This window comes from Delftia sp. DS1230 (genome assembly GCF_040112715.1).
In the GTDB taxonomy this organism is placed as follows: Bacteria; Pseudomonadota; Gammaproteobacteria; order Burkholderiales; family Burkholderiaceae_C; genus Comamonas; species Comamonas tsuruhatensis.
In genome coordinates this window covers 5,590,634-5,615,015 of record NZ_CP157763.1, presented here as the reverse complement: position 1 = coordinate 5,615,015, position 24,382 = coordinate 5,590,634, and the positions used below count along the sequence as shown (strand labels likewise).

Here is a 24,382-nt window from a genome sequence, read left to right as displayed (position 1 = left end):
TTTCAAATATTGAAATGCAGTTGCGGCTTTGCGGCGGTGGTCCGCACAATCGCCACGTGCCCCACACCCCCATTGCCCACCAACCCAGGGACTCGCAGGATGTCTGCCGCATCCGCGAGCAGGACCCGTATTTCGCGGGCACGCTGGCCAAGGGGCTGATGATCCTGCAGTGCTTCGTCAGCGACCCGCGTCCGCATGCCAACAGCGAGCTGGCCCGCCGCCTGGGCCTGCCGCGCCCCACCGTGTCCAGGCTGTGCCGCAGCCTGCAGACCATGGGCTACCTGGACCATGACGAGCGGCTGGACCGCTACTTCGTCGGCCCGGCCGCCGTCGCCCTGGGCTACCCCTATGTGATCAATACGCCCTTGCTCGGCCCGCTGCGCCTGCCCATGCAGGCGCTGGCCGACCGTGTGAAGGGGGCGGTGTCGGTGGGCGTGGTCATGGACCTGGATGTGGTCTATCTGGATACCTGCGCCTGGGAGGGCGGCACGCTCAAGCGACCCGGCGTGGGCGCCGTGCGCGGCGTGCTGGAAACGGCCATGGGCCGGGCAGGGCTGGCCCAGCTCGATGCCGGGGAACTTCAGCGCTTCCTGGACCGCGTACGCAGCCAGCGGCCCGAGGAATATGCGCGCTGCAGGGACAACGCCAGCGAAAGCCTGGCGCACTATGCCGCCCGGGGCTTCGCGGTCAACATGGGCGACTCCGGCCTGGGCGTGTGCGCCGTGGGTGCGGCCTCGCGCATCCGCTACGGGTCGCGCCGGCTGCTGTTCAACTGCGCCGTGCCGGGCCTGCGCATGCCGGCCCGCACGCTGATCCGGGATGTGGGCCCCCAGTTGGCGCAGTTGGTGGCCCTGTGCGACCGGCTGCCCGTGGACCGCTGATCTGCGGGCCTGGCGCTTCAGAAGGCGGCCAGCACGATGCCGATGGCCAGCAGCACGCCGAAGGAGATCCAGCCGTTCTTCTGGTCCAGGCCGCCGATCTGGCGCAGCGCCTCTTCACGCGCAGCGCCCGCCAGGCCCATCTGGTTGATCTGCTGTACGCGCGTGACCAGCCACTGCAGGTAGGTGCGCTTGACAGTGAAGGAAATCGCCACCGCGATGCCGAGCACGCGGCCCGCGCCGCCCGTGCCGGGCATCAGCAGGTTGATGATCAACAGGGTGATGAAGGCCACCACGGCATAGGCGTAGACGCGGCGGGCAATGGCCCAGGACACGCCCATGAAGGGAATGGCCGTCCAGCAGGGACTGAGTGCGGCGAAGAATCCCTTTTTCCCGCCGACCATGCGCTCCCACAGCGGACGGTATTTGTCGGCATTCGGGCCGATGGCGGTCTCCATATCGGACCACTCGATTCCCGTCAAGTCCATTTTGGTGATGAGCAGCGCCTTGAATTGTTCTTTCAAGGGCATGGAATTCAATAGGTTGGGTGTATCGCTCATGGTTTTCCTTGTTGAATGAGGCGGGATTCCGGGCGTGATGGTCTGGATGCCGCAGCGGGCGCTGCGCGCAGGGCTGTTGTCTCGAAAGAGGGCCCCTGTCTCTGGACGGGCGCCATTCTATGGGGAGATACATGGGAAATGGCAAGCCCAATGGATTGGTTTGCAATGGAAAATGAATGAATGCGCTCGTGAGAAATACAGTTTTTTACATATCAAATGCCATGGACTGTTATTCCCTCATTGGCCGGATGGCGAATTTTCGTGGCGAGTTGATTCATCCTGATCCATCTTTCATAGGGGATTCATATGAATATGCATATCGCGACGGATACAGCGAATGGGATGGGCCTGGGGGCCAGGTGCATTGCCATGGACGGGAATCGGGCTCGCACAACGGGTGTGCCGTCCTTCGTGCAGGCGCTTCGCTGCGGGACCGCGCAGGGGTCCCGGCGGGCCGGGGCAGCGCGGGGCCGATAGCCGAGCGCAATGCCCGTATTGGCCGCAGGGCGCTGCCGCTGCAGGCCGTGCCGCGCGACAATGGCGGCCTAATGTCATCCCCTACTTCTTCCAAACCGTCCCGGCCCGGCGCCGACGAGGCGGCAGCGCCCTCCGCGCGCCCTGTGCTGCGCCGCCCCGAAAAGCCACAGGCCGAGCCGGCTGGCGATGCCCGCCGCCCCTCTGGTGGCGCAGGCAGATCTGCGGGCGCACGCGGCCCGCGCAATGACCGCAACGACCGCAATGACCGCGGCGGGCGCAATGAACGCTACGAGCGCTCCGACCGCCGTGACGCAGGCCCTCGCGGCGATGCCCGTGATGCGGCACCCCGCGGCGACGCCCGTGATCAGCGCCCGCGCAGCAGCGGTTTCGGCCGTGCCGAGGACCTGGACCGTTCCCAGCCGCGTGGCGACTGGCGTGGCCAGGGCGGCGGCGAAAACCGTGCCCCGCGCGAGCAGCGCGATCCCCGTGATGCGCGTGACACGCGCCATGCGGGCGACATGCGCGACTCCCGTCCCCCGCGTCCGCCCCGTCCGGATGATCGCCGCGACCGGCCCTATGGCCAGCGCGACGAGCGTCCGCGTGATGGGCAACGTGACGGCCCCCGTGACGGCCCCCGGGAAGGCGGCTTCCGTGATCGCCCCCGTGACGACGCCCGGGGCCCCCGCCGCGACGATGCGCGCGGTCCCCGCCGTGATGACGCCCGCGGCCCGCGCCGCGATGCGCCGGCCCAGGCCGAACCCGCCTACCGTCCGCTCAGCGGCATCCGCACCTACCGTCCCGCTGATGGTGGCGCCAGCCGCGAGATTCCCGTCAAGCGTGCCCCCGCGCCCGTGCAGGAGCAGGTTCCGGGCGCCGTGCGCATCAACAAGCGCCTGGCCGACATGGGCCTGTGCTCGCGCCGCGAGGCCGACGAGTGGGTGGACAAGGGCTGGGTCCGCGTCAACGGCGAACTCGCCGTCATGGGCCAGAACGTGGTGGCCGCCGACCGCATCACGGTCGAGCGCGAGGCACGTGACCGCCAGGACCAGCAGGTCACCATCCTGATCCACAAGCCCATGGGCTACGTCAGCGGACAGGCCGAGGATGGCCACGAGCCCGCCGTGGTCCTGGTCACTCCCCAGAACCACTGGAACCAGGACACCAGCCGCACGCGCTTCAACTTCGCGCAGCTCAAGGGCCTGGCGCCCTGCGGCCGGCTGGACATCGACTCCGTGGGCCTGCTGGTCATGACCCAGGATGGCCGCGTGGCGCGCCAGATCATTGGCGAAGACTCTGAGATGGACAAGGAGTACCTGGTACGCGTGACCTACGGCGACCGCGACATCGACGTGCAATCCGTGTTCCCGGCCGAGCAGCTGGCACGCCTGTGCCATGGCCTGTCGCTGGACGGCGAGGAACTCAAGCCCGCCAAGGTGGACTGGCAGAACCCCGAGCAGCTGCGCTTCGTGCTGACCGAAGGCAAGAAGCGCCAGATCCGCCGCATGTGCGAACTGGTGGGCCTGCGCGTGGTGGGCCTCAAGCGCATCCGCATCGGCCGCGTGACGCTGGGCAACCTGCCTGTGGGCCAGTGGCGCTATTTGGGTGCACACGAGAATTTTTAGCACCCCCTGAGCGGCTGCGCCGCTTCCCCCTCTCTCGCTTCGCGGGAGGGGGACGGCACCCTCGGTGCGGGACGGCCCTTCCTCGGTGCCCCTGATTTGGGCAGCGACGGTTTTGAGCTCGTGTTTAGAATGCGAACCATTCTCAAACGAGCTTCAGCGCTGCGGCACGCCAGTCCGGGGCGCGTCCGTCTTTTCATGCGCGCACCGGCCGATCCTGTACACACCCTCTATGTCGAACACCACGGCTGGCTGCAAGGCTGGCTGCGCCGCAAGCTGGGCAATGTGTTCGAGGCTTCCGATATCGCGCACGACACTTTCGTCAACGTGATCACCTCGGGCATGGCCGGCCGCATCGAGCAGCCGCGCCCCTTCCTGGCCACCGTGGCCCGCCATCTTGTGATTCGCCAGCACCGGCGCCGGCTGCTGGAGCGCGCCTATCTCGACACCCTGGCCCTGCTGCCGGCCGAGCTGGCTCCCTCGCCCGAGGAGCGGCTGATCGCGCTCGAATCACTGCAGGCCGTGGACCAGGCGCTGGACGCGCTGGCGCCCAAGGTGCGCGATGCCTTTTTGCTGGCCCATCTTGAAGGCCTGAGTTATGCGCAGATCGCCGAGCGCCTGGGCGTGTCCATGACCAGCGTCAAGCGCTACCTGGCCCAGGGCTACGAGCGCTGCTTCGTGCTGGCGCTGTCCTGATGGCGCCGGTGCCTCCTTCCGATCCTCGGCGCCTGTCCAGCGCCACGCCGCTACCCGGCAGCAGTATCCAGGCGCCCCAGGCGCTGGGCCGGCCCTTGCCGGCCGGCGTGGCGCGGGCGGCTGCCGGCTGGTTTGCGCTGCTGCAATCGGGCCAGGCCTCGGCCGCCGACCGGGCGCGCTGGCAGCGCTGGCTCGATGAAGACGCCGACCATGGCCGCGCCTGGGCCCATCTGCAGGCCGTCACGGGCGCGCTGACGGGGCTCAACGCCGGTGGCGCGGGCTATCGCGGCCTGTCCGCTGCTCCCCGGGCTGCGCGGCGGCGCCTGCTGGGCCTGTTCGCGGGCCTGGGCACGGCGGCGGGCGCGGGCTGGCTGGCCAGCCGCACGCCGCAGTGGCAGCAGATGGCGGCCGACTACTCCACCGGCACGCAGCGCCGCCGCTGGAGCCTGCCCGACGGCACGGACATGCTGCTGGGCCCCGGCAGCGCCGTGGCCTTGCAGTTCGACGGCAGCGAGCGCCGGCTGCGCCTGCTGGCCGGCGAGGCGCTGTTCACCACCGGTCATCCCGCAGGTGCGCTGGGCGATCTGCCCTTTGTGGTGGAGACCGCCCACGGCCGCGTGCGCGCCCTGGGCACGCGCTTCATGGTGCGCAGCAGCCAGGCAGGTGCGCGCGTGGCGGTGTTCGAGGGCGCCGTGGAGCTGCGCCCGGCCGGCACAGGCGCATCCGCACGGCGCCTGCAGGCGGGCGAGGCCATGGACTTCACGCGCACGGGCTGGGGCACGGTGCAGCCGGCAGGCCCCGCGGACGACGCCTGGAGCCGGGGCCAATTGTGGGTGGACAACCAGCGCCTGGACGACTTCCTGGCCGAGCTCAACCGCTACCGCCCCGGCTGGCTGCACGCCGATCCGGCCGTGGCCGGGCTGCGGTTCTCTGGCGTGTTCCCGCTGGACGAAGGCGGCATCGATGGCACGGACGCCGTGCTGGCCATGCTGCCCGGTGCGCTGCCCGTGCAGCTGCGCTGGCGCACGCGCTGGTGGGTGGTGGTGGAGCCTGCGCAGGTGCGCGGCTGAGGCTTTTTTCTTCCTTTTCGCTTTTTTTGCGCCGGGGGTGACCCGATTTCCCGAGCCGCGCTTCCTTGTTTCCGAGAGCTTTGATTTTCGATATCGGAACACAGGGAGAACCCAGGACCATGCAACCCCTTTTCATGCCCCGCCCCGCGCTGGCGCTGGCCATCGCGCTCATGCCCGCCGCCGTGCTGGCCCAGGCCCAGCGCAGCTATGACGTCGCTGCCGGCCCGCTGGATGCCGCCTTGCGCAGCACGGCCGCCCAGGCCGGCGTGGCTCTGATCTTCACGGCCGATCAGACGGCCGGACAGCGCAGCGCGGGCCTGCGCGGCAGCTACACGGTGGAGGCTGCCTTCGAGGCCCTGCTGGCCGGCACCGCCTGGCAGGCCGTGCGCCAGGCCGGCGGCGGCTATGCGCTGCGGCGCGTGGAGCAGGTCCGGCAGCTGCCGGCCGGCAGCGGGATGGAGCTGGCGCCCGTCATCGTCACCGCGCGCGCCGAGGAGGTGGGCGGCGAAGGCCCGGTGGCCGGTTACGTGGCGCGGCGCAGCACGGCAGGCTCCAAGACCGATACGGCCATCGTCGAGGTGCCCCAGACCATCAACGTGGTCACCGCCGACGAGATCGCCGCGCGGGGCGCCATCAGCGTTTCCCAGGCGCTGCGCTATACGCCGGGCGTGGATTCCTCGGGCTATACCGAGAACTACATGCAGGCCGACGAAACCGCCTCGCGCGGCTTCTCTCCGGCATCGCTGTACCTCGATGGCGCCTACCTGCCGTATGCGGGCAGCCTGGGAGGTGCCGCCCAGATCGAGCCCTACAGCCTGGAGCGCATCGAGGTGTTCAAGGGCCCGGCCTCGGTGCTCTACGGGCAGAACCAGCCCGGCGGCGTGATCAATCTGGTCAGCAAGCGGCCCATGGCCGAACCCTTGCGCGAGGTGCGGCTGGGCGTGGGCAGCCACGGGCGCGCTGATGCGGCGCTGGACCTCTCCGGCACCCTGGATGCCGAGCGCGGTCTGCTCTACCGCCTGGTGGCTGTGGCCAATGGCGGCGGCCAGCAGGCCGACCACACGCGCAGCAGCCGCCTGTTCGTGGCCCCCAGCCTGACCTGGCGGCCCGATGCTCGCACCTCGCTGACCCTGTATGCGCAACTGCAGCGCGACCAGGGCGTGTGGGATTACCAGGCCATGCCGGCCGTGGGCAGCCTGTTCGAGGGACCTGACGGCAAAAGGATCAGCCGCAGCTTCTTCAACGGCCAGCCTGGCTACAACGACTTCTGGCGCAACCAGGCCGTGCTGGGCGCCGACTTCGCGCACCGCTTCAACGACAGTGTGCTTTGGCGGCAAAAGCTGCTTTTCACCGACGTGCGGGACCGCTGGAAGGGCTTTTACCTGCGCGCCTTTGCGCGCGACGCCGGGGGAGCCATCGACTACGGCCGCGCCACCCGCACCAAGCTGGACTGGGCGCAGCACAACAGCGTGCTGAGCCTGGACAACCACCTGGAGGTCAAGGCCAGCACCGGCCCCGTGAGCCACACGCTGCTGGGCGGGGTGGATTACCGCCGCTTCTCGCGCAAGTACGAGGGCTACAACGACTACGCCTCTGCCCCCATCGACCTGTATGCGCCCGGCTACGGCCTGCCCACGGCTGCGCCCACACTGACCACACGCTGGGACAACACCGTGGATCAGACCGGGGTCTACCTGCAGGACCAGATGCGCTGGCGCGATCTGGTGCTGACCGTGGGCGGACGCCATGACTGGGCCGGCATCGACAACAAGGACCTCATGGAGGCCACGCGCACCCGCCAGGACCACAAGGCCTTCACGGGCCGTGCGGGGGTGACCTGGCTGGCCGGCAACGGCGTGGCGCCCTACCTGAGCTATTCCGAGTCCTTCGTGCCCATCGTGGGCACGGACTTCCATGGCCGGCCTTTCGATCCCACCACGGGCAAGCAGATCGAGGCGGGCGTGAAGTACCAGCCACCCGGCAAGAACCTGTTGCTGAGCCTGGCGATGTTCGACATACGCCAGCGCAATCTCACCACCACGGACCGCGAGCACCCCGGCTACTCGGTGCAAACCGGGGAGGTGCAGTCCCGGGGCGCGGAAATGGAGATCAAGGCCAGCCTGGGCGCGGCCTGGGACATTGCCGGCGGCTTCAGCTACGCCGACATGCGCACCCTGCGGTCCAACGATGCCGAAGAAATCGGCAAGCAATGGGCCTCGACGCCGCGCTGGCGTGCCTCGCTGTGGGTCAACCACCACCTGCATGCGGGCCTGAGCGTGGGAGCAGGCGCGCGCTGGTCGGGCAGCGCCTTCGGCGACTCCGCCAACAGCTTCCGCACGCCGGCCTACCTGGTCTTCGATGCCGCGCTGCGCTATGACCTAGGCCTGATCGACGCCAGCCTGCGCGGGCTGGAGGGCACCATCAACGTCCAGAACCTGTTCGACAAGAACTATGTCTCCAGCTGCAACTACGCCTTTGGCTGCTACTACGGCAGGGCGCGCACCGTGTCCGCAGGCGTGACCTATCGCTGGTAGGCGACTGCGGCGCGGGCGGAGGGCGCCGGGATGAATGGATAATAAGAACCATTCGTCTTTGGCGCCGTGGCACTCCATGGCGCCTTGCCCCGATGCCTCACTCATCACCCTCCGCTCCCGACCCCATCCAATCGCTCTATGTCGCCCACCAGCCCTGGCTGCTGGGCTGGCTGCGGCGCCGCATGGGCAACGCCTGCGACGCTGCGGACCTGTCGCAGGACACCTGGGTGCGCCTGATCGTCTCGCGCCGCCTGCCCCGGCAGGAAGAGGAGCCGCGCGCCTACCTGGTGCAGATCGCCAAGGGACTGGTGGTGGACCTGCTGCGCCGGCGCAGGCTGGAGGCCGCCTATCTGGAGGCGCTGGCGCTGCTGCCCGAATCGTTTGCGCCTTCGCCCCAAGAGCGGGCGATTGCGCTGCAGACCCTGGTGCGCGTGGACGCCATGCTGGATGCGCTGCCGCCGCGCGTGCGCGAGGTGTTCATGCTCTCGCAGTTCGAGGGCCTGACCTATGCCGAGATCGCCCCGCGCGTGGGCACGGCCGAGCGCACGGTGCGCAAGCACATGCGCGATGCGCTGCAGGCATGTTTCCAGGCGCTGATGGAATGACGCACACCGCCACCGGACTCCTTGCCGCCGATCCGACCGAGGCCCTGGACCAGGCCTTCGACTGGATGGCCGTGCTGCTGTCGGGCAGCGCCACCGAGGCCGAACACCAGGCCCTGGCCGCGTGGCGCGCGGCCGATGCCCGTCACGAGGAGGCCTGGCAGCAGCTGATGCAAATGCAGCAGCGCTTGCAGGCCGTGCCGCCGCAGCTGGCCTCGCGCACGCTGCGCACGGCGCGTGCGCCCGCGGCCGGGAGGCGCAAGGCGCTGCGCGTGCTGGCCTGGGGCGCGGGCACGGGCGTGGCGCTCTATGCCGGTCATGGCGCACTGGAGCGCAGCGGTCAGCTGGCCGCGCTGCACACGGGCACGGGCGAGCGGCGCGAGCACCGACTGGCCGACGGCTCCGTGGTCACGCTGGACACAGGCAGCGCGCTGGACCTGCGCTACACGGCCACGGAACGCCGCCTGCTGCTGCGAGCGGGTGCCATCCATGTGCGCACGGCGTCGGATCCGGCCGGCGCGCATCTCCCCTTCATAGTGGAGACTCCCCGGGGCACGCTGCAGGCGCTGGGGACACGGTTTTCCGTGCGTCTGGACGGTGGCGGCGCAGCGGGGCGGGACCGGGTCGAAGTATTCGAGGGGGCGGTGGCCGTCGCTCCGCTGCAGGGGCCGTCGCGCCGCGTGGAGGCCGGCGAGTGGGCAGACTTCGGCGCCGAGACGGTGCAGGCCGGCGTCTTGCCGCCGCAGGGCGATGCCGCCTGGACACGCGGCCTGCTGGTGGCCGAGCGCATGCGCCTCGAAGACTTTCTGGCCGAGCTGTCGCGCTACCGCCGTGGCGTGCTGCGCTGCGACCCGGCCGTGGCCGGGCAGATCGTCTCGGGCGTGTTCTCGCTGGACGACAGCGATGCCACGCTGGCCGCGCTGCAGGGCGCGCTGCCGGTGCGCGTGCGCCGGACCACGCGTTTCTGGGTCACGGTGGGACCGGCCTGAGATCCGGCAAAAAAATATTTGCGGCAGGGCGTGCCGCTTTCCGGATCTCGTTCGGGATAGAGACAACAGCCATTTTCTGCAGTGAATGGCTATGTCCGCCATCCATCGAAAGGAATCCTCCATGCCGCACCCCGTGCCCGGCGCTCTTGTCCGCTTCCGACCTCCTGCACAGGCTCCCGCGCTGGCGCCTGCCTTCGCCAGAACCGTGCTCGCCATGGCCCTGCAGGCCTGCGCTGTCGGTGGCCTGAGCGCCACTGCCGCCCACGCGCAAACCATGGCCGCGCCGGCTGCCGCCCAGCGCTTCGATCTGCCTGCCGCGCCGCTGGACCGTGCCCTTAACGCTTTTGCCACCCAGGCCGGTATTCTGCTGACCGCCGATGGCAGCCTGACGGCAGGCAAGACCGGCGCGGCCCTGCATGGCAGCTATTCGGTGCGCGAGGGCCTGGCCGCCCTGCTGGCGGGCAGCGGCCTGGAAGCCGTGCCCCAGGCGGGGCAGGGCGGGGGCTACGCGCTGCGGCGCGCGGCGGTGCCGACGGCGCCGGTCTCCGCTGCCGAGGGCACGGCGCTGGCCACGGTCAACGTGACGGCCGCTGCCGAGCGCAGCGCGGTCTCCGAAGGCACGGGCTCCTACGCCACGCGCCAGTCCAGCACGGCCACACGGCTGGGCCTGTCGCAGCGCGAGACGCCGCAGTCGGTCAGCGTGGTCACGCGCCAGCTCATGGACGACCAGGGCCTGACCAGCCTGCCGGAGGTGCTGGAGAAGACGCCCGGCATCACCGTGGGCCGCAACGACAGCGAGCGCACCACCTTCTACTCGCGCGGCTATGCCATCGAGAATTTCCAGTTCGACGGCGTGCCCAACACCATGGATTCGGCCAACCAGTACACGACCTCGCTGGCCGACAGCGCCATCTATGACCGCGTGGAAGTGGTCAAGGGCGCCACAGGCCTGCTCACGGGCGCGGGCTATCCGTCGGCCGTGGTCAATCTGGTGCGCAAGCGGCCCACCAAGACCTTCCAGGCCTCGGCCGAGGCGGCCATCGGCAGCCATGACCGGTTGCGCGGCGTGGGCGACATCTCCGCGCCGTTGACCGAAGACGGCCGCGTGCGCGCCCGCGTGGTGGCCGTGGCGCAGAACGCCAGGTCCCATGTGGACGACTACAGCCGCAACGTGCGCAGCCTGTACGGCATCATCGAGGCCGACCTGGGCCCGGGCACCGTGGCCAGCCTGGGCATTGACCACATGCAGACGCGCGCCGACGGGGCCAGCTTCGGCCACATCCCGCTGTTCTTCAAGGATGGCAGCCGCACGCACTTCCCCACCTCGCTCAACCCTGCGGCGCGCTGGTCGTACTGGGACAACGACAGCACCAACGTGTTTGCCGAACTCAAGCACAGCTTCGGCAATGGCTGGAAGATGGACCTGTCTGCCAGCCGGCTGCGCCAGTCGCGCGACGTGGAGGTCGGCGTGGCAGCCCACGGCATGGTGGACCCGGTCAGCGGCCTGGGCATCAACATGCTGTCCAACAAGATTCCCACCGATGCCACCACGCAGGCCGTGAATGCGGCGCTGTCCGGGCCGTTGCAGCTGTTCGGGCGCGAGCATGAGCTGTCGTTCGGCGCCAGCTGGTCGCGCCAGCGCCGCCATGCGCCCGGCTACAGCAATGCCTACGGCCCCGTGGGCAACTACTTCGAGTGGGACGGCCAGGTGCCCCGGCCCGATTTCCAGCTGCGCAACCACCGCATGACGCGCATCGTGGAAAAGGGTGTCTTCGGCGCCGCGCGCCTGCGGCCCACGGACGATCTGTCGGTGATCCTGGGTGCGCGCGTGAGCTGGTACGACATGCTGGACGACACCACGGGCCTGAACGGCAGCTACGTCGTGAACAACGCGCTGCGCGTGGCGCACAAGACCGTGCCCTATGCGGGCGTGGTGTATGACCTGAACCGCCAGCTGTCGCTGTACGCCAGCCAGACCGATATCTTCAATCCGCAGACCTACTACAAGGACGCTGCCGGCAGCCCGCTGCCGCCGCTCACGGGCCGCAGCCGCGAAGTGGGCGTCAAGGGCGAGTTCCTGGACGGCCGGCTCAACGCCTCGCTGGCGCTGTTCCACATCCAGCAGCGCAATGCCGCGCAGTACGTCAGCGCCAACCCGCAATCCGGGGAAGAGGTCTATGCGGCCATCGACGGCGTGGCCAGCAAGGGCGTGGAGATGGAGGTGTCGGGCAGTATCACGCCGGCCTGGAACATCTACGGCGGCTACACCTACCGCACTTCGCGTGCGCCGGCCCAGCCCGACGTGATCCTCAGCGCGGTCAACACCAACCAGCCGCGCCACCTGTTCAAGCTCAGCACCAGCTACCGTCTCAACCCGCAGTGGACCGTGGGCGGCTCGCTGGCCTGGCAGAGCCTGACCTACTACCAGCAGTCCGCCGCCCCCTACGCGCGCGCCGACCAGCGCGCCTATGCGCTGGTGGGCCTGATGGCGCGCTACGACGTGGACCGCCAGTGGTCGGTGACGCTGAACGTCAACAACCTGTTCGACAAGATCTATATGCCGGGCCTGGGCTCCTATGGCACGGGCGTGTATGGCGATCCGCGCAATGTGCTGGTCACGGCCCGCTACAGGTTCTGATGCGGCTGTCTGGCGGCTGTTCCACTAGGCCTGCGACCACATCCGCAACAGGTTGTGGTACGTGCCGGACAGCGCGGATAGGGCGGGGTCGCCCGGGTGGCGCAGCGTCAACTGCTGGATCTGCTGGTCCAGGTCGAACAGGAGGCGGCGCTTCTCGTCCGAGGCCACGAGGCTGTGGGTCCAGAAGAAGCTGGCGTAGCGCGTGCCGCGCGTGACGGGGTTGACGCGGTGCAGGCTGGTGCCGGGGTAGACGATGGCGTCGCCTGCGGCCAGCTTCACGCTCTGGTGGCCGAAGGTGTCTTCCACGACCAGCTCGCCGCCTTCGTATTCATCGGGCTCGCTGAGGAATACGGTGGTGGAGACATCGCTGCGCACCTTGATGGCCGTGCCGGGGATGGTGAAGATGGCATTGTCTATGTGGTTGCCGTAGGTGCCGCCGCCTTCGTAGCGGTTGAAGCGCGGCGGCAGCACCTTCAGCGGCAGCGTGGCCGACATGAACAGCGCGCTGGCCCCCAGCCTGTCGAGGATGAGGTTGCCTATCGCCTGGCCGGCCTGGCTGTCCAGCGGCAGCTGCAGGTTGGCCTTGACCTGGGCCGCCAGGGGGCCGGCCGTGGCGCGGCCGTCCTGCCAGGGGGCCTGCTCCAGCGCCTGGCGGCACTGGCGCACTTCGTCGGGGCTGAGCAGGGCGGGTATGCGGAGCATCATGGCAGGCGGTCCTCAAGGGCGGAATCAATGAGTGTCCCGCAAAAAAGCCCCGCAGGCGGCGATGGCCTGCGGGGCTTTGCGGTGATCTGCGCAGCGTCAAGCCGCTGCGCGTTCGCCCGGGGCGATCAGCAGATCAGTACGTCCACTTGAGCGATGCCACGGCCGAGCGGCCTGCCGCCATGGTCGCGTAGTGGGGCGAACGCACGCCGCTGTAGTAGACCTTGTCGCCCAGGTTGTACAGGTTCAGCTGCACGGTCAGGTTGCGGTCGATCTGGTAGGCCACCATGGCGTCGTAGCGTGCATAGCCGCTGGCGCCCTTGGTGACGATGCCGCCATCCACGGTGGAGCGGATGTAGCTCTGGTTCACGCTGCTCTGGGCGTAGATGCCCAGGCCCACGGTCAGCTTGGCCATGGGCTTGTAGCTGGTCCACAGGCTGAAGCTGTGCTTGGGCGTGTTGGGGAAGGGCTGGCCGTTGGCCACGTTGCCTGCGCCTGCGTTCTTCTGCTCGCTGTCCATGTAGGTGTAGCCGCCGAAGACGCTCAGGCCCGGCAGCACGCTGCCCGTGAAGCCCAGCTCCACGCCGTTGACCACCTTGTTGCCGCCCATGTAGGTGACGCCGTTTTCGGTGATGCGCGCATTGGTCACGTCGTTGCGGAACAGCGCGGCGGTCAGCGCCAGGCGCTTTTCCATCAGGTCCCACTTGGTGCCCAGCTCGAGCGAGCGGGTCTTCTCGGGCGCGAGGTTGGCCAGCTGGTCGGTGGAGATGCCTAGGTCCTCGTTGCCGTTGCCCAGCATGGAGCCGCCGGGGCGCGAGGAGGTGCCGAGGCTGGCGTAGATGCTGCCGTTGGTGGCCGGCTTGTAGACCAGGCCCAGCTGGTAGTTGAAAAGCGTGTCCGAACGGCTCAGGTCATAGGCCGGCGTGTTGCGGCCGGCGGGGCCGGAGGCGCTGAGCTTGTAGTGGTCCAGGCGCAGGCCGGCGTTGAGCAGCCACCGGTCGTTGAACTTGAGCGTGTCGAAACCGTACAGCGCCACGGTGTCGATCTTGTTGTGGCTGGGGTCGCCCAGGGTCACGGGCAGGTTCCACAGCGGGCTGCTGTCCGGGTTGTTCAGCGAGGCGCACCACAGGCTGGCGGCCGTGCAGGTGGTGTTGGTGGTCTGCAGCGCGGCGGTGCGGGACTCGGCCTTTTCCTTGGACAGCTCCAGGCCGAAGGCGTAGCTGTGGCCCACGCTGCCGGTCTGTGCCTTGCCCGTGAATTCCGACAGGTTCTGCAGCGTCTTGATGTCGGCCACGCGCGCATTGCCGCGGCGGAACACATAGCCATTGACGACATTGCCCTTGCTGTCGTCGGGCTGGGTCCACAGGTAGTCCTGTTCGGACTTGCTGTAGCGCAGGCTGTTGCGGAACTTGTTCGTGTCGGTGAACTTGTGCTCGACGGTGGCCGTGAACAGGTCGCTCTTTTCCTTTTCGTAGTCGCGGCTGGTCAGGCCGTACCAGTTGTCGCGGTTGCTGCCGTAGGTGGGACGCACCACGCTGCCGCCGGGCAGGCCGGCGGCCGCCGTGCTGGTGTACAGGTAGGGCACGCCGCCATCGGGAATGTTGTCGGTCTGCAGGTGCTGCCAGGACAGCGATACCTCGGTGGGCGTGCCCATGCCGAAGGTCACCGTGGGGGCGATGCCCCAGCGCTTGTTCTCGGGGCCGCTGCGGCCGGGAACGTCGGCGTCGTGCACCATGGCGTTCAGGCGCAGGCCCACGCCTTCGCCCAGCACGCGGTTGGCGTCGATGGTGGCGCGCCGGTAGCTGTCCGTGCCCAGGCCCACGTCGCCGCTGATGAAGTTCTCGTTCCTGGCCTTCTTGGTCACCAGGTTGATGGAGCCGCCAGCGCCGCCGCGGCCGGCATAGGCCGAATCGGCACCCTTGATGACCTCCACCGATTCCAGGTTGAACACTTCGCGCGTACCGGCCGCGATGTCGCGCATGCCGTCCACGAAGGTGCTGGCCTGGGCATCCATGCCGCGGATGAAGGGCTGGTCACCCGAGGGGTTGCCGCCTTCGCCGTTGCCGAAGGTGATGCCGGGCGTGGACCGCAGGGCTTCCTGCAGGCTGGTCGCGCCGGTCTGCTTGATGATTTCCTCGTTGATGACCTGCACCGTCTTGGGCGTGTCCACCAGCGGGGCCGTGAACTTGGCCGAGGAGGCGTTGTCGGTCTTCACGGGCGCTTCGGTCGAAGACGTCACGTTCACGGTGCCCAGCGTGGTGCTGGCCTGCGCAAAGGCCGGGGTGCCAGCAAGGCACAGGGCAGCGGCAAGGGCCAGCTGGGTGAGGTTCGCGGGGGGGAGGATTTGTTGGATTTTGCTCATGTTCACTCCGATGAAAGCCCGCGGATTGTTATTGCGAATCACTAGTGTTCGGTTTCTGCTTCGTAAAGTTGGCCTGTTTGCCCTGGGTAAAAGTCCTTCGCGTTGCCGCCATGCAACAAACGAAAACCGTGTTTCACCACAGGTCCAATGAAAACGCGGCTGCTGCCGGACGAAAAAAAGCGGCTGTCGCCAGCCGCCGCGGTTTGCTGCGGGGCGCCTGCTGCGCCTGTGCCTGGCCTTACTCGTCGGCCGGATTGGACAGCAGGGCCTTGTAGATCACGGCGCCGATCAGCGCGCCCACGATGGGGGCCACCCAGAACAGCCACAGTTGCGAGACGGCGATCTCGGGACCGAACAGGGCCGGGCCCGTGCTGCGCGCGGGATTGACCGAGGTGTTGGTCACGGGAATCGAGATCAGGTGGATCAGCGTCAGGCACAGGCCGATGGCCAGCCCGCCAAAGCCGGCTGCCGCGCGCTTGGCCGTGGCGCCCAGGATGACCAGGATGAAGAAGGCCGTCATCACCACCTCGGTGACCAGGGCAGCCGTCATGCCGTAGCCGCCCGGCGAATGCGTGCCGAAGCCGTTGGTGGCAAAGCCGCCGATGTCGGCACCGGCCTTGCCCGTGGCGATCACGTAGAGAATGCCTGCGCCCGTGATGGCGCCCAGCACCTGGGACACGACGTAGCCCGGCAGCTCGCTCCAGGCAAAGCGCCCGCCCATGGCCAGGCCCACGGAGACGGCAGGGTTGAAGTGCCCGCCCGAGATGGGACCGAAGGCATAAGCGCCGGTGACCACCGTCAGGCCGAAGGCCAGCGAGACGCCGACCAGGCCGATGCCCACCTGCGGGAAGGCAGCGGCCAGCACGGCCGCACCGCAGCCGCCCAGGGTCAGCCACAGGGTTCCGAGGAATTCTGCGGACCATTTTTGAACAGAGCTGTGCATGGGAAATCTCCTGAAACAGGCCCGCCGCTGCGCCCGGGCCCTGCGCGCACTGCCCGCCGAATGGCGGAAAGTGGCGCAGTTATAGCGCTGCGCCTGGCCTGCCGAGAGGGCAAGAAAGTGAACAATCGTCCAGAGCCTGCGTTGCCACAGGGGCGGCGGGCTCTTGAAATTGCATCCGCCGACCCGAGATGAGGGCTGATTTTTTCCCTGTTGTGAACCCATAGGACATAGGACACTGTCTGCATGAGCAAGCAAACCCATTCTTTTCAGGCCGAAGTTGCACAGCTGCTGCACCTGGTCACGCATTCGCTGTATTCCAACCCCGAGATCTTCCTGCGCGAGCTGGTCTCCAACGCATCGGACGCCTGCGACAAGCTGCGCTTCGAGGCGCTGAACAATGCCGCGCTGTATGAAGACCAGCCCAACCTGGAAGTGCGCGTGTCCTTCGACGCCGCCGCCAAGACGCTGACCATTGCCGACACCGGCATCGGCATGAGCGAGCAGGAAGCCATCGACAACCTGGGCACCATCGCCAAGAGCGGCACCAAGGCCTTCATGGAAAAGCTGTCGGGCGACCAGAAGTCGGACTCGCAACTGATCGGCCAGTTCGGCGTGGGCTTTTACTCGGGCTACATCGTGGCCGACAAGATCACCGTGGAGACACGCCGCGCGGGCCTGCCGGCCGCCGAAGGCGTGCGCTGGACCAGCGGCGGCACGGGCGAGTTCGAGGTCGAGCAGATCGAGCGCCCCCAGCGCGGCACCAGCATCACGCTGCACCTGCGCCCCGAGGCCGAGGAGTTCCTCAATGCCTGGAAGATCAAGCAGGTCATCGGCAAGTACTCCGACCACATCAGCCTGCCCATCCTCATGGAAAAGGAGGAATGGAAGGACGGCGAGAACGACCAGCCCGGCGCCATGGTCAAGACCGGCGAGTGGGAGACCATCAACAAGGCCAGCGCGCTGTGGACGCGTCCCAAGAAGGACATCACGGCCGAGCAGTACCAGGACTTCTACAAGGCCATCAGCCACGACTTCGAGAACCCGCTGACCTGGAGCCACAACCGCGTGGAGGGCAACACCGAGTACACGCAGCTGCTGTTCATTCCGGCCAAGGCACCGTTCGATCTCTACAACCGCGACAAGAAGGCCGGCGTCAAGCTCTACGTCAAGCGCGTCTTCATCATGGATGACGCCGAGGCGCTGATGCCCGGCTACCTGCGCTTCGTCAAGGGCGTGATCGACTCGGCCGACCTGCCGCTGAACGTCAGCCGCGAGCTGCTGCAGGAAAGTCGCGACGTGCGCCTGATCCGCGACGGCTCCACCAAGCGCGTGCTGTCCATGCTGGAAGACCTGGCCAAGCACGATCGCCACGAGGCCGGCGAAGGCACGGACGGCGTCACCGACGTGGTCAGCGAAGAGGACAAGGCCAAGGAAGGCAAGTACAGCCAGTTCTACGCCGAGTTCGGCGCCGTGCTCAAGGAAGGCCTGGGCGAGGACTTCGCCAACAAGGAACGCATCGCCAAGCTGCTGCGCTTTGCCTCCACCAGCCAGGAAGACGCCATGGTCTCGCTGGCCGACTACAAGGCCCGCATGAAGGAAGGCCAGGACGCGATCTACTACATCACGGCCGACTCCCTGACGGCAGCGCGCAACAGCCCGCAGCTCGAAGTCTTCCGCAAGAAGGGCATCGAAGTGCTGCTGATGGCCGACCGCGTGGACGAATGGGCCATGGGCTACCTGACCGACTTCGACGGCACGCCGCTGCAGTCCGTGGCCAAGGGCGCCGTGGACCTGGGCAAGCTGCAGGACGAAGAGGAAAAGAAGGCCGCCGAGGAAGCGGCCGAAGCCTTCAAGCCCCTGCTGGCCAAGCTCAAGGAGGCGCTCAAGGACAAGGCCGAGGACGTGCGCGTGTCCACGCGTCTGGTCGACTCGCCGGCCTGCCTGGTGGTGCAGGACGGCGGCATGAGCCTGCAGCTGGCGCGCCTGCTCAAGCAGGCCGGCCAGCAGGCGCCGGACGCCCGCCCCGTGCTGGAGGTCAACCCCGAGCATCCGCTGGTCAAGAAGCTGGACGGATCGGTGCATTTCCATGACCTGGCCAACATCCTTTTCGACCAGGCCGTGCTGGCCGAAGGCGGCATGCCCGAGGACCCGGCCGCCTACGTCAAGCGCGTGAACGCTCTTCTCGCGTGAGTTCCTCACAAGGATCGCCCAGGCGCATTCCATAGGCCTCAGTGCCTGCTCACTGTCGTGCCAGCGCACGGCAGACAAGCCTTCCAAGCCGGTGCCAGCCAAGCTGCCACCGGCTTTTTCACGTCTGCAATCCGTGAGGAAAACCGGTAGTCGTCGGTGGACTCACGGAAAACTCACAAATTCTTCTAAATACTCACTTTTGTCAAAAATTCCAGATCATATTTACTTTTGGTAATAAAGAACCATCATGCCTCCCTTTGGTGCGTCCGGTTGTCGGCTTTTTGACAGAGCTGTTTCAGCCGGGCACCCCGTGCGTCCGTGCCTGCGGCATTCGGCGCTGTCAACGAAGCAAAAGAGAGGTTTGTATGGCTTTCACGAGAAAGGGCTGGCTGGCGCGTGCGCTGCTGTCCGGCGGCTTGCTGGCAACAGCGGCTGCCGTGGCGGCGCCGGCCGATACCGACATCCTGGTCAACCAGGATGGTCTCTATGACGGACAGGACGCATCGGCAGGGCCTGCCGGCGGCACCTTCACCTATGTGGCCAAGGTCAGGCACAACAACATCGGTCCCGACGCCGTAGGCGTCACCCTGACCGAGGTGCTGCCCGTGGGCGCCGTGTTCCAGGGCTACAGCAGCAGCCCGGGCGGCATCACCTGCACGGCACCGGCTGCCGGCACGGTGCTCACCGCAGGCAACAACACGCTGGTCTGCAACATCGGCAACCTTGCGCCCGCCGATGGCTTCAAGTCCGTGGGCTTCGAGGTCATCCTGCCGACCGTCGGCACCAACTGGCGCGCCGTGGCCAGCGCGCGCATGGCATCGCCCGACTACGACAACGACCAGAACAACACGCAGCTGGACCGCAACTTCACCACCACCGAGGCCGCCGATCTGGCCATCGCGATGGCGGCTCCCGCCAGCGTCGCCAACGGCGGCGCCTTCCAGTACGTCATCGACGTGCAGAACAAGGGCCCGTCCGAGGTCCCCGCCGGTGGCCGTACCGTGGTGCGTTTCCCCGTGCCCAACGGCGCCGTGGTCACGGGCGTGCCCTCAGGCAGCGGCTGGAGCTGCACGCCGGCCTCGGGCAATCCGCTGATCTCGGGCGAGCTCAGCTGCACGCGCGGCGGCCCGGTGCTGCCAGGCGCCGTGCTGCCAGCCATCACCGTGCCGGCCATCGCCAACATGAGCGGCACCATTGCCGGCGCTGCCAGCGTCAAGGGCTACAAGGACGCCAGCACGGAGATGCCCGACGGCCAGTCCGGCAACAACACCGCCAGCGCCGCCGTGGTCTCCAGCGGCAGCGAGTTCGTGGATGTCTCGCTGCGCAAGCAGGTGGCGCCCACGGTGCTGGATGCGCTGCAGGCGACCGAGGTGACCTACACGCTGCAGCCGCGCCGCGAAGGCGGCTCCCTCGTGCCGCGCGATCTCACCGTCACCGACACCCTGCCGGCCGGCGTGACCTTCACGGGCTTCGACGGCAGCACGGCGCCCTGGCTCTGCGGCCACAACAGCGGCACCATCACCTGCACCCACGCGGGCGAGTACCCGGTGGCCGGCTACGCCAACATGCAGGCCATCCGCTTCAAGGCCAGCGTGGCTGCGGGCGGGACACCCGGCACGCAGCTGGTGAACCAGGGCGTGATCGGTGTGGCACCCGGCCTCAACGAGCCCAATACGACCAACAACACGGCCAGCGCGGCCGTGGACTTCAGCAACGATGCGCGGCTGAGGCTGGCCAAGGCCGGCCCTGGCCGCCCGGTGCTGGCAGGCCAGGAGTTCGAGTACACGATCACGGTGACCAACACCGGCCCCATGCCCGTGCTGCCGAATCAGCAGATCACCGTGACCGACAACCCCGCAGACGGCCGCATGGCCATCGTCAGCATGTCCGGTGCGGGCACCGGCGCGGGGGAATGGACCTGCACCACCCCGAGCTGCACCTCGACCGCGGGCCTGGCCGTGGGCGCCAGCCGCCAGATCAAGGTCAGGGCCAAGGTCACGCTGGCTTCGGGCCATCTGGACTTCACCAACAACGCCTCCGCTGGCGTGATCGGCCGGGACAATGCATCGGCCACCACCTCCGCGACCGTCACCGTGTCTGCCGACAAGGTGGATGTGGGCATCGTCAAGAGCGTGGTCAGCCCCGTGCCGCCGGCTGCCATCAAGAGCGGTGAGGAGGTCACCTACCAGCTGGTGGTGAAGAACCACTCGGCCAGCACGACGGTGACGAATGTCCGCGTGCGCGACGCGCTGCAGTCCCTGGTCAAGCAGACCGACGGCGTGCGCATCGTGGGCGGCAACCCGGTGGACGAGGCCGGCAATCCCGTGCCGTACACCTACCCGGGCGGCGGCTTTGTCTCCAGCCGCATCGTCTCCGGGGCCAACGCCAGCTGCGGCACTCCTTCGGGCGGCGTCAACAGCGAGACGCGCGATCTGACCTGCGACATCACCTCCATGGCCCCGGAGGCCGAGGTGGTGATCGAGGTCAAGATCCGCCCCAAGCGCGCCACCACCGGCACCTATGCCAACGCGGCCTCGGCCCAGTCCCTGGACATCCATGACGCCGATCCCGGCAACGATTCCTCGACGGCCAGCATCACCGTGCAGGCCATCGCGGAAATTGCGGCGCAAAAGCAGGTCTCGCCCAAGGTGGCGGCTGCGGGCGAGCCGCTGACCTATACGGTCACGGTGCCCAACTACGGCCCCTCGTCGGCCACCAATGTCACGCTCAAGGACGTGCTGCCTGCAGACGCCATCTTCATCGGCACGCCCACGGTCTCCGGCGGCGGCACCTGCACTCCGGCTGCCACCGATGGCGTGCAGGGCGGAACGCTGGAGTGCGCCTGGGCCAATCCGCTGCCCACAGGCGCGCAGTACACCGTGACCTACAAGATGCGCTCGCGCGGCGATCTGGCGGCTGACACGGAGATCCTCAACACGGTCGCCGTCGACACCACCACCGAGGAACTGACCAAGGCCAACAACCAGGCCGAGGCCAAGGCCCGGCTCAAGCGTGCCGAGCTGGATGTGAACATCAGCATGCGCCACACGGCGGACGGCCTGGTGCTGGGTGAGGACACCGAATACACCATCACGGTGACCAACTCCGGCCCCTCCTACGCCACCCAGGTGGTCGTGACCGACAAGTTCCCCGCATCGGGCTCCACGGCCACCTTCAGCTACCAGAACGGCCTGGCGCTGGCCGGCATTCCCGGCGCCTCCGCATCCTGGTGCGGCGTGCAGCCGGCGCTGAACGCGACCAGCGGGCCTCTGCAGTGCACCATCCCCTCGCTGGCGCCGGGCCAGAGCATGACCATCAAGTTCAAGATGCGTGCACAGACCCTGCCCGACAAGGCTTCGGGCGGCACCATCTACCACGAGGCCTCGGTCAAGCCCTTCGAGACGGAATGGCTGAGCAATGGCGGCGATGTGATCGTCAACAACACCACCACCGACCGGACCTCCACCAGCCGCCAGGGCAATGCCGTGGACCTGGGGATCGGCAAGCAGGGCCCCGCCGGCCCGCTGGACGATGGCGACACGGCCAGCTACACGCTGACCGTCACCAACTACGGCCGCGATCCGCAGTCGCCCGCGGGCGGCTCGGTGACCGACGTGCTGCCCGCAGGGCTGGAGTTCGTCTCGGCCTCGGCAGGCTGCAGCTATGCCAGCGGCACGCGCACCGTGACCTGCAGCGTGCCGCAGCTGGCCCAGGGCGGCACGGCCGTCTTCACGCTGGAGACCAAGCTGGACAAGCCCTACAAGGGCGCCCGCCCGCTGGTCAACTCGGCAACGGTCTCGGTGCCCGGTGACGGCAATCCCGACAACGACAAGAGCACGACCACCACGCCGCTCAAGCCGGGGCCGGGCGGCACGGCCAGCATTCCCACGCTGTCGCAGTGGGGCCTGATGCTGATGTCGTCCCTGCTGGCGCTGATGGCGCTGGGGACCATGCGCAGGCGCGAGCGTCGGTGATGCGCCCGTGACGGCAAGGGCCGGTGGCGTGATTCACGCACCGGCCTTTGTCGTCTTTGAGCGGTCCGAAGATAATGCGAGCCTATAGAGGGACACTGTTTCGCAACCGCCAGGTCGCAAGCCCGGCAACCAACACTCCAAGACCTGCCATGCTGCGTTTCTTTCTGATCTTTCTGGCCATCCAGCTGACGATGTTCGGGCTGAACCTGCTCAGTTGGGTGCAGCAGCACATCGTGCTGCCCTGGACGGCCTTCCTGGCGCACATCTGCGCCTCGCTGGTGACCTGGTTCGACAGCACGGCCTCGGCCACGGGCAAGGTGCTGTGGAACACGGCCACGGGCTTCGGCGTCTCCATCGAGGCCGGCTGCAACGGCCTGGAGGCCTACATCGTGTTGTTTGCCGCCGTGATGGCCTTCCCCTCTTCATGGCGCCAGAAGCTGGTGGGCCTGCTGGCCGGCTTCGTGGCCGTGCAGGCCATCAACGTGCTGCGCGTCATCAGCCTGTTCTACCTGGGCCAGTGGAGCACCACGGCCTTCAACTTCGCGCATGAGTACCTCTGGCAGGCGCTGATCATGCTGGACGTGCTGGTGTTCTGGCTGCTGTGGGTGCGCTGGAGCGGGCGCAAGGCGCCGTCGCACGATGACGGCGGCCAGCCGCCGCTGCCGCCTGCCGCTGCAGCTTCCGCCGCCGTGGCCGCCTGAGGAGCAGGCCATGATCGGACGCAATCCCATCTCGCGCTTCGCGGCCCTGGCCATGGGCGGCATCGTGGTGCTGACCCTGGCCTGGACGCTGGCGGCCGGCTGGCTGGCCGTGCCGGTGTCCGGCATGAGCAAGTGGGTGCTGGAGAACGCGGCCAACGGCTGGGTGCAGCGCGTGGACCTGGAGACGCCCCGCAACCTGGTCGTCAATTCCTCGGTCCAGGTCTCCAACGAGCAGACCGGCTGGCGCCGCGCCGAGGCCATCGTCGAGGTCGATCCCGCCCGCTACGGCTACGGCCTGCCCGTGCTGGTGGCCATGCTGCTGGCGGCCTGGGGGCCGGGCCGGTGGTGGCGCATCCTGGTGGGCTATGTGGCGCTGCTGCCCTTGCAGACCTTCAGCGTGGTCTCGCAGGTGCTGATGCAGCTGTGCCTTGCGGCGCGGCTTGACCTCAACGTGCTGGGCATACAGACATGGCAGCTGGAGGCCATCGTCTACGCCTACCAGATGGGCGGGCTGATGGTGCCCACGCTGTGCCCGGTGCTGCTGTGGCTGGCGCTGGACATGGGGTTTGTGCGCCGCGTGCTGCTGCCGGCCTGGAACCGCAGCCGGGCGCCTGCCGCCGCGCCCCAGCCCATGGTGGCGCCCAAGCCCTCGGCCTGGCGCCAGACCGATGGCGCCGCCACCTCCACCGGCCACCCGCTGGTGTCCTCCAGCAGCGCGGCCACCCTGCCCAAGGCCAAGGCCACCAGCGGCACGCCGCAGCGCTGAAGGTTATGCGCGGCCGACTTCAGGCCTGAGCGGGCATGGGCGGCAGCAGGCCGCGCTCGGTGATGAAGTCGATCACCTCGCGCAGGCCCTTGCCGCTTTTCACGCTGCCCATCACATAGGGCTTGTGGGCGCGCATGCGCTGCGTGTCGGCTTCCATGATGGACAGGTTGGCGCCCACGTAGGGCGCCAGGTCGGTCTTGTTGACCACCAGCAGATCGCTCTTGGTGATGCCGGGGCCGCCCTTGCGCGGAATTTTCTCGCCGCCGGCCACGTCGATCACGTAGATGGTCAGGTCCGACAGCTCGGGGCTGAAGGTGGCGGCCAGGTTGTCGCCCCCGCTTTCGATGAAGACGATGTCCGCCTCGGGGAACTGGCGCAGCATGCGGTCCACGGCCTCGAGGTTGATGGAGGCGTCCTCGCGGATGGCCGTGTGCGGGCAGCCGCCGGTCTCCACGCCCATGATGCGCTCGGGCGGCAGGGCCTCGGCCACCGTCAGCAGGCGCTGGTCTTCCTTGGTGTAGATGTCGTTGGTGATGACCACCAGGTCGTAGTGGGCGCGCATGGCCTTGCACAGCATCTCCAGCAGCGTGGTCTTGCCGGAGCCGACCGGGCCGCCGATGCCGACGCGCAGCGGGGGGAGTTTCTTGGTGCGGGTGTTCATGGTGGACTTGGGGTGAGTGA

17 protein-coding genes are annotated in these 24,382 nt (G+C 68.0%); 12 read left to right on the top strand and 5 right to left on the bottom strand.

Features of this window, described 5'->3' with window-relative positions; genetic code table 11:
- Positions 1 to 14: 14 nt before the first annotated feature.
- Entirely contained in the window at positions 15 to 881 is an 867-nt protein-coding gene (locus tag AAN986_RS25280; protein ID WP_016446586.1) for a helix-turn-helix domain-containing protein, read from the top strand.
- A 17-nt stretch (positions 882 to 898) separates the two neighbouring features.
- On the opposite strand, the gene AAN986_RS25275 is transcribed toward AAN986_RS25280, so the two are convergent.
- Entirely contained in the window at positions 899 to 1,438 is a 540-nt protein-coding gene (locus AAN986_RS25275) for a hypothetical protein (RefSeq protein ID WP_047218489.1), read from the bottom strand.
- A gap of 176 nt (positions 1,439 to 1,614) precedes the next feature.
- Here AAN986_RS25275 and AAN986_RS25270 point away from each other — a divergent pair, with 176 nt between their 5' ends.
- The 7 genes from AAN986_RS25270 (at position 1,615) to AAN986_RS25240 (ending at position 12,063) form a co-directional block, all read left to right on the top strand.
- Positions 1,615 to 3,537, top strand: a complete 1,923-nt coding sequence (locus AAN986_RS25270; protein ID WP_206424532.1) for a pseudouridine synthase — start codon at positions 1,615 to 1,617, stop codon at positions 3,535 to 3,537.
- 195 nt (positions 3,538 to 3,732) lie between these two features.
- Positions 3,733 to 4,230, top strand: coding sequence for a sigma-70 family RNA polymerase sigma factor (locus AAN986_RS25265; RefSeq protein WP_047218488.1), 498 nt, complete (start codon positions 3,733 to 3,735; stop codon positions 4,228 to 4,230).
- Positions 4,230 to 5,300 (top strand): FecR domain-containing protein, encoded by a 1,071-nt coding sequence (locus tag AAN986_RS25260; RefSeq protein ID WP_047218487.1) that lies wholly within the window; start codon positions 4,230 to 4,232, stop codon positions 5,298 to 5,300. The genes AAN986_RS25265 and AAN986_RS25260 overlap by 1 nt, the downstream gene beginning before the upstream one ends.
- 119 nt (positions 5,301 to 5,419) lie before the next feature.
- Positions 5,420 to 7,834, top strand: coding sequence for a TonB-dependent siderophore receptor (locus tag AAN986_RS25255; protein ID WP_206424531.1), 2,415 nt, complete (start codon positions 5,420 to 5,422; stop codon positions 7,832 to 7,834).
- Between the two features lie 92 nt (positions 7,835 to 7,926).
- Positions 7,927 to 8,439 carry a sigma-70 family RNA polymerase sigma factor gene (locus AAN986_RS25250; RefSeq protein ID WP_047218485.1) on the top strand — a complete coding sequence of 171 codons (513 nt, stop codon included), beginning with the start codon at positions 7,927 to 7,929 and terminating at the stop codon, positions 8,437 to 8,439.
- Positions 8,436 to 9,425, top strand: coding sequence for a FecR domain-containing protein (locus AAN986_RS25245; protein ID WP_047218484.1), 990 nt, complete (start codon positions 8,436 to 8,438; stop codon positions 9,423 to 9,425). Before AAN986_RS25250 ends, AAN986_RS25245 begins: the two co-directional genes overlap by 4 nt.
- Positions 9,426 to 9,699: 274 nt before the next feature.
- Positions 9,700 to 12,063: a TonB-dependent siderophore receptor gene (locus AAN986_RS25240; RefSeq protein ID WP_047218526.1), complete on the top strand. Its 2,364-nt coding sequence runs from the start codon at positions 9,700 to 9,702 to the stop codon at positions 12,061 to 12,063.
- A 24-nt stretch (positions 12,064 to 12,087) separates the two neighbouring features.
- Here the strand turns inward: AAN986_RS25240 and AAN986_RS25235 are convergent, their stop codons facing one another.
- The 3 genes from AAN986_RS25235 to aqpZ form a co-directional block, all read right to left on the bottom strand.
- Positions 12,088 to 12,768 (bottom strand): Fe2+-dependent dioxygenase, encoded by a 681-nt coding sequence (locus tag AAN986_RS25235; RefSeq protein WP_046986753.1) that lies wholly within the window; start codon positions 12,766 to 12,768, stop codon positions 12,088 to 12,090.
- Positions 12,769 to 12,901: 133 nt separating this feature from the next.
- Positions 12,902 to 15,127, bottom strand: a complete 2,226-nt coding sequence (locus AAN986_RS25230; protein ID WP_046239192.1) for a TonB-dependent siderophore receptor — start codon at positions 15,125 to 15,127, stop codon at positions 12,902 to 12,904.
- 238 nt (positions 15,128 to 15,365) lie between these two features.
- Positions 15,366 to 16,070, bottom strand: coding sequence for an aquaporin Z (aqpZ, locus tag AAN986_RS25225; protein WP_016446578.1), 705 nt, complete (start codon positions 16,068 to 16,070; stop codon positions 15,366 to 15,368).
- 243 nt (positions 16,071 to 16,313) lie between these two features.
- Here aqpZ and htpG point away from each other — a divergent pair, with 243 nt between their 5' ends.
- The 4 genes from htpG (at position 16,314) to AAN986_RS25205 (ending at position 23,701) form a co-directional block, all read left to right on the top strand.
- Positions 16,314 to 18,260, top strand: coding sequence for a molecular chaperone HtpG (gene htpG / locus AAN986_RS25220; RefSeq protein ID WP_017407192.1), 1,947 nt, complete (start codon positions 16,314 to 16,316; stop codon positions 18,258 to 18,260).
- Between the two features lie 365 nt (positions 18,261 to 18,625).
- Entirely contained in the window at positions 18,626 to 22,234 is a 3,609-nt protein-coding gene (locus AAN986_RS25215; protein WP_047218483.1) for an IPTL-CTERM sorting domain-containing protein, read from the top strand.
- Between the two features lie 149 nt (positions 22,235 to 22,383).
- Entirely contained in the window at positions 22,384 to 22,935 is a 552-nt protein-coding gene (gene xrtH, locus AAN986_RS25210; RefSeq protein ID WP_034366861.1) for an exosortase H, read from the top strand.
- Between the two features lie 10 nt (positions 22,936 to 22,945).
- A complete protein-coding gene (locus tag AAN986_RS25205) occupies positions 22,946 to 23,701 on the top strand; it encodes an exosortase H-associated membrane protein (protein ID WP_012203109.1) in 756 nt (251 codons plus the stop codon).
- 19 nt (positions 23,702 to 23,720) lie between these two features.
- On the opposite strand, the gene ureG is transcribed toward AAN986_RS25205, so the two are convergent.
- Entirely contained in the window at positions 23,721 to 24,362 is a 642-nt protein-coding gene (ureG, locus tag AAN986_RS25200; protein ID WP_016446573.1) for an urease accessory protein UreG, read from the bottom strand.
- Positions 24,363 to 24,382: the final 20 nt, after the last annotated feature.

What these genes read in the sequence shown, in the direction of transcription:
- AAN986_RS25280 (WP_016446586.1), top strand. Translation starts at nt 15, where the DNA reads ATGCAGTTGCGGCTTTGCGGCGGTGGTCCGCACAATCGCCACGTGCCC.
- AAN986_RS25275 (WP_047218489.1), bottom strand. Translation starts at nt 1,438, where the DNA reads ATGAGCGATACACCCAACCTATTGAATTCCATGCCCTTGAAAGAACAA.
- AAN986_RS25270 (WP_206424532.1), top strand. Translation starts at nt 1,615, where the DNA reads ATGAATGCGCTCGTGAGAAATACAGTTTTTTACATATCAAATGCCATG.
- AAN986_RS25265 (WP_047218488.1), top strand. Translation starts at nt 3,733, where the DNA reads ATGCGCGCACCGGCCGATCCTGTACACACCCTCTATGTCGAACACCAC.
- AAN986_RS25260 (WP_047218487.1), top strand. Translation starts at nt 4,230, where the DNA reads ATGGCGCCGGTGCCTCCTTCCGATCCTCGGCGCCTGTCCAGCGCCACG.
- AAN986_RS25255 (WP_206424531.1), top strand. Translation starts at nt 5,420, where the DNA reads ATGCAACCCCTTTTCATGCCCCGCCCCGCGCTGGCGCTGGCCATCGCG.
- AAN986_RS25250 (WP_047218485.1), top strand. Translation starts at nt 7,927, where the DNA reads ATGCCTCACTCATCACCCTCCGCTCCCGACCCCATCCAATCGCTCTAT.
- AAN986_RS25245 (WP_047218484.1), top strand. Translation starts at nt 8,436, where the DNA reads ATGACGCACACCGCCACCGGACTCCTTGCCGCCGATCCGACCGAGGCC.
- AAN986_RS25240 (WP_047218526.1), top strand. Translation starts at nt 9,700, where the DNA reads ATGGCCGCGCCGGCTGCCGCCCAGCGCTTCGATCTGCCTGCCGCGCCG.
- AAN986_RS25235 (WP_046986753.1), bottom strand. Translation starts at nt 12,768, where the DNA reads ATGATGCTCCGCATACCCGCCCTGCTCAGCCCCGACGAAGTGCGCCAG.
- AAN986_RS25230 (WP_046239192.1), bottom strand. Translation starts at nt 15,127, where the DNA reads ATGAGCAAAATCCAACAAATCCTCCCCCCCGCGAACCTCACCCAGCTG.
- aqpZ (WP_016446578.1), bottom strand. Translation starts at nt 16,070, where the DNA reads ATGCACAGCTCTGTTCAAAAATGGTCCGCAGAATTCCTCGGAACCCTG.
- htpG (WP_017407192.1), top strand. Translation starts at nt 16,314, where the DNA reads ATGAGCAAGCAAACCCATTCTTTTCAGGCCGAAGTTGCACAGCTGCTG.
- AAN986_RS25215 (WP_047218483.1), top strand. Translation starts at nt 18,626, where the DNA reads ATGGCTTTCACGAGAAAGGGCTGGCTGGCGCGTGCGCTGCTGTCCGGC.
- xrtH (WP_034366861.1), top strand. Translation starts at nt 22,384, where the DNA reads ATGCTGCGTTTCTTTCTGATCTTTCTGGCCATCCAGCTGACGATGTTC.
- AAN986_RS25205 (WP_012203109.1), top strand. Translation starts at nt 22,946, where the DNA reads ATGATCGGACGCAATCCCATCTCGCGCTTCGCGGCCCTGGCCATGGGC.
- ureG (WP_016446573.1), bottom strand. Translation starts at nt 24,362, where the DNA reads ATGAACACCCGCACCAAGAAACTCCCCCCGCTGCGCGTCGGCATCGGC.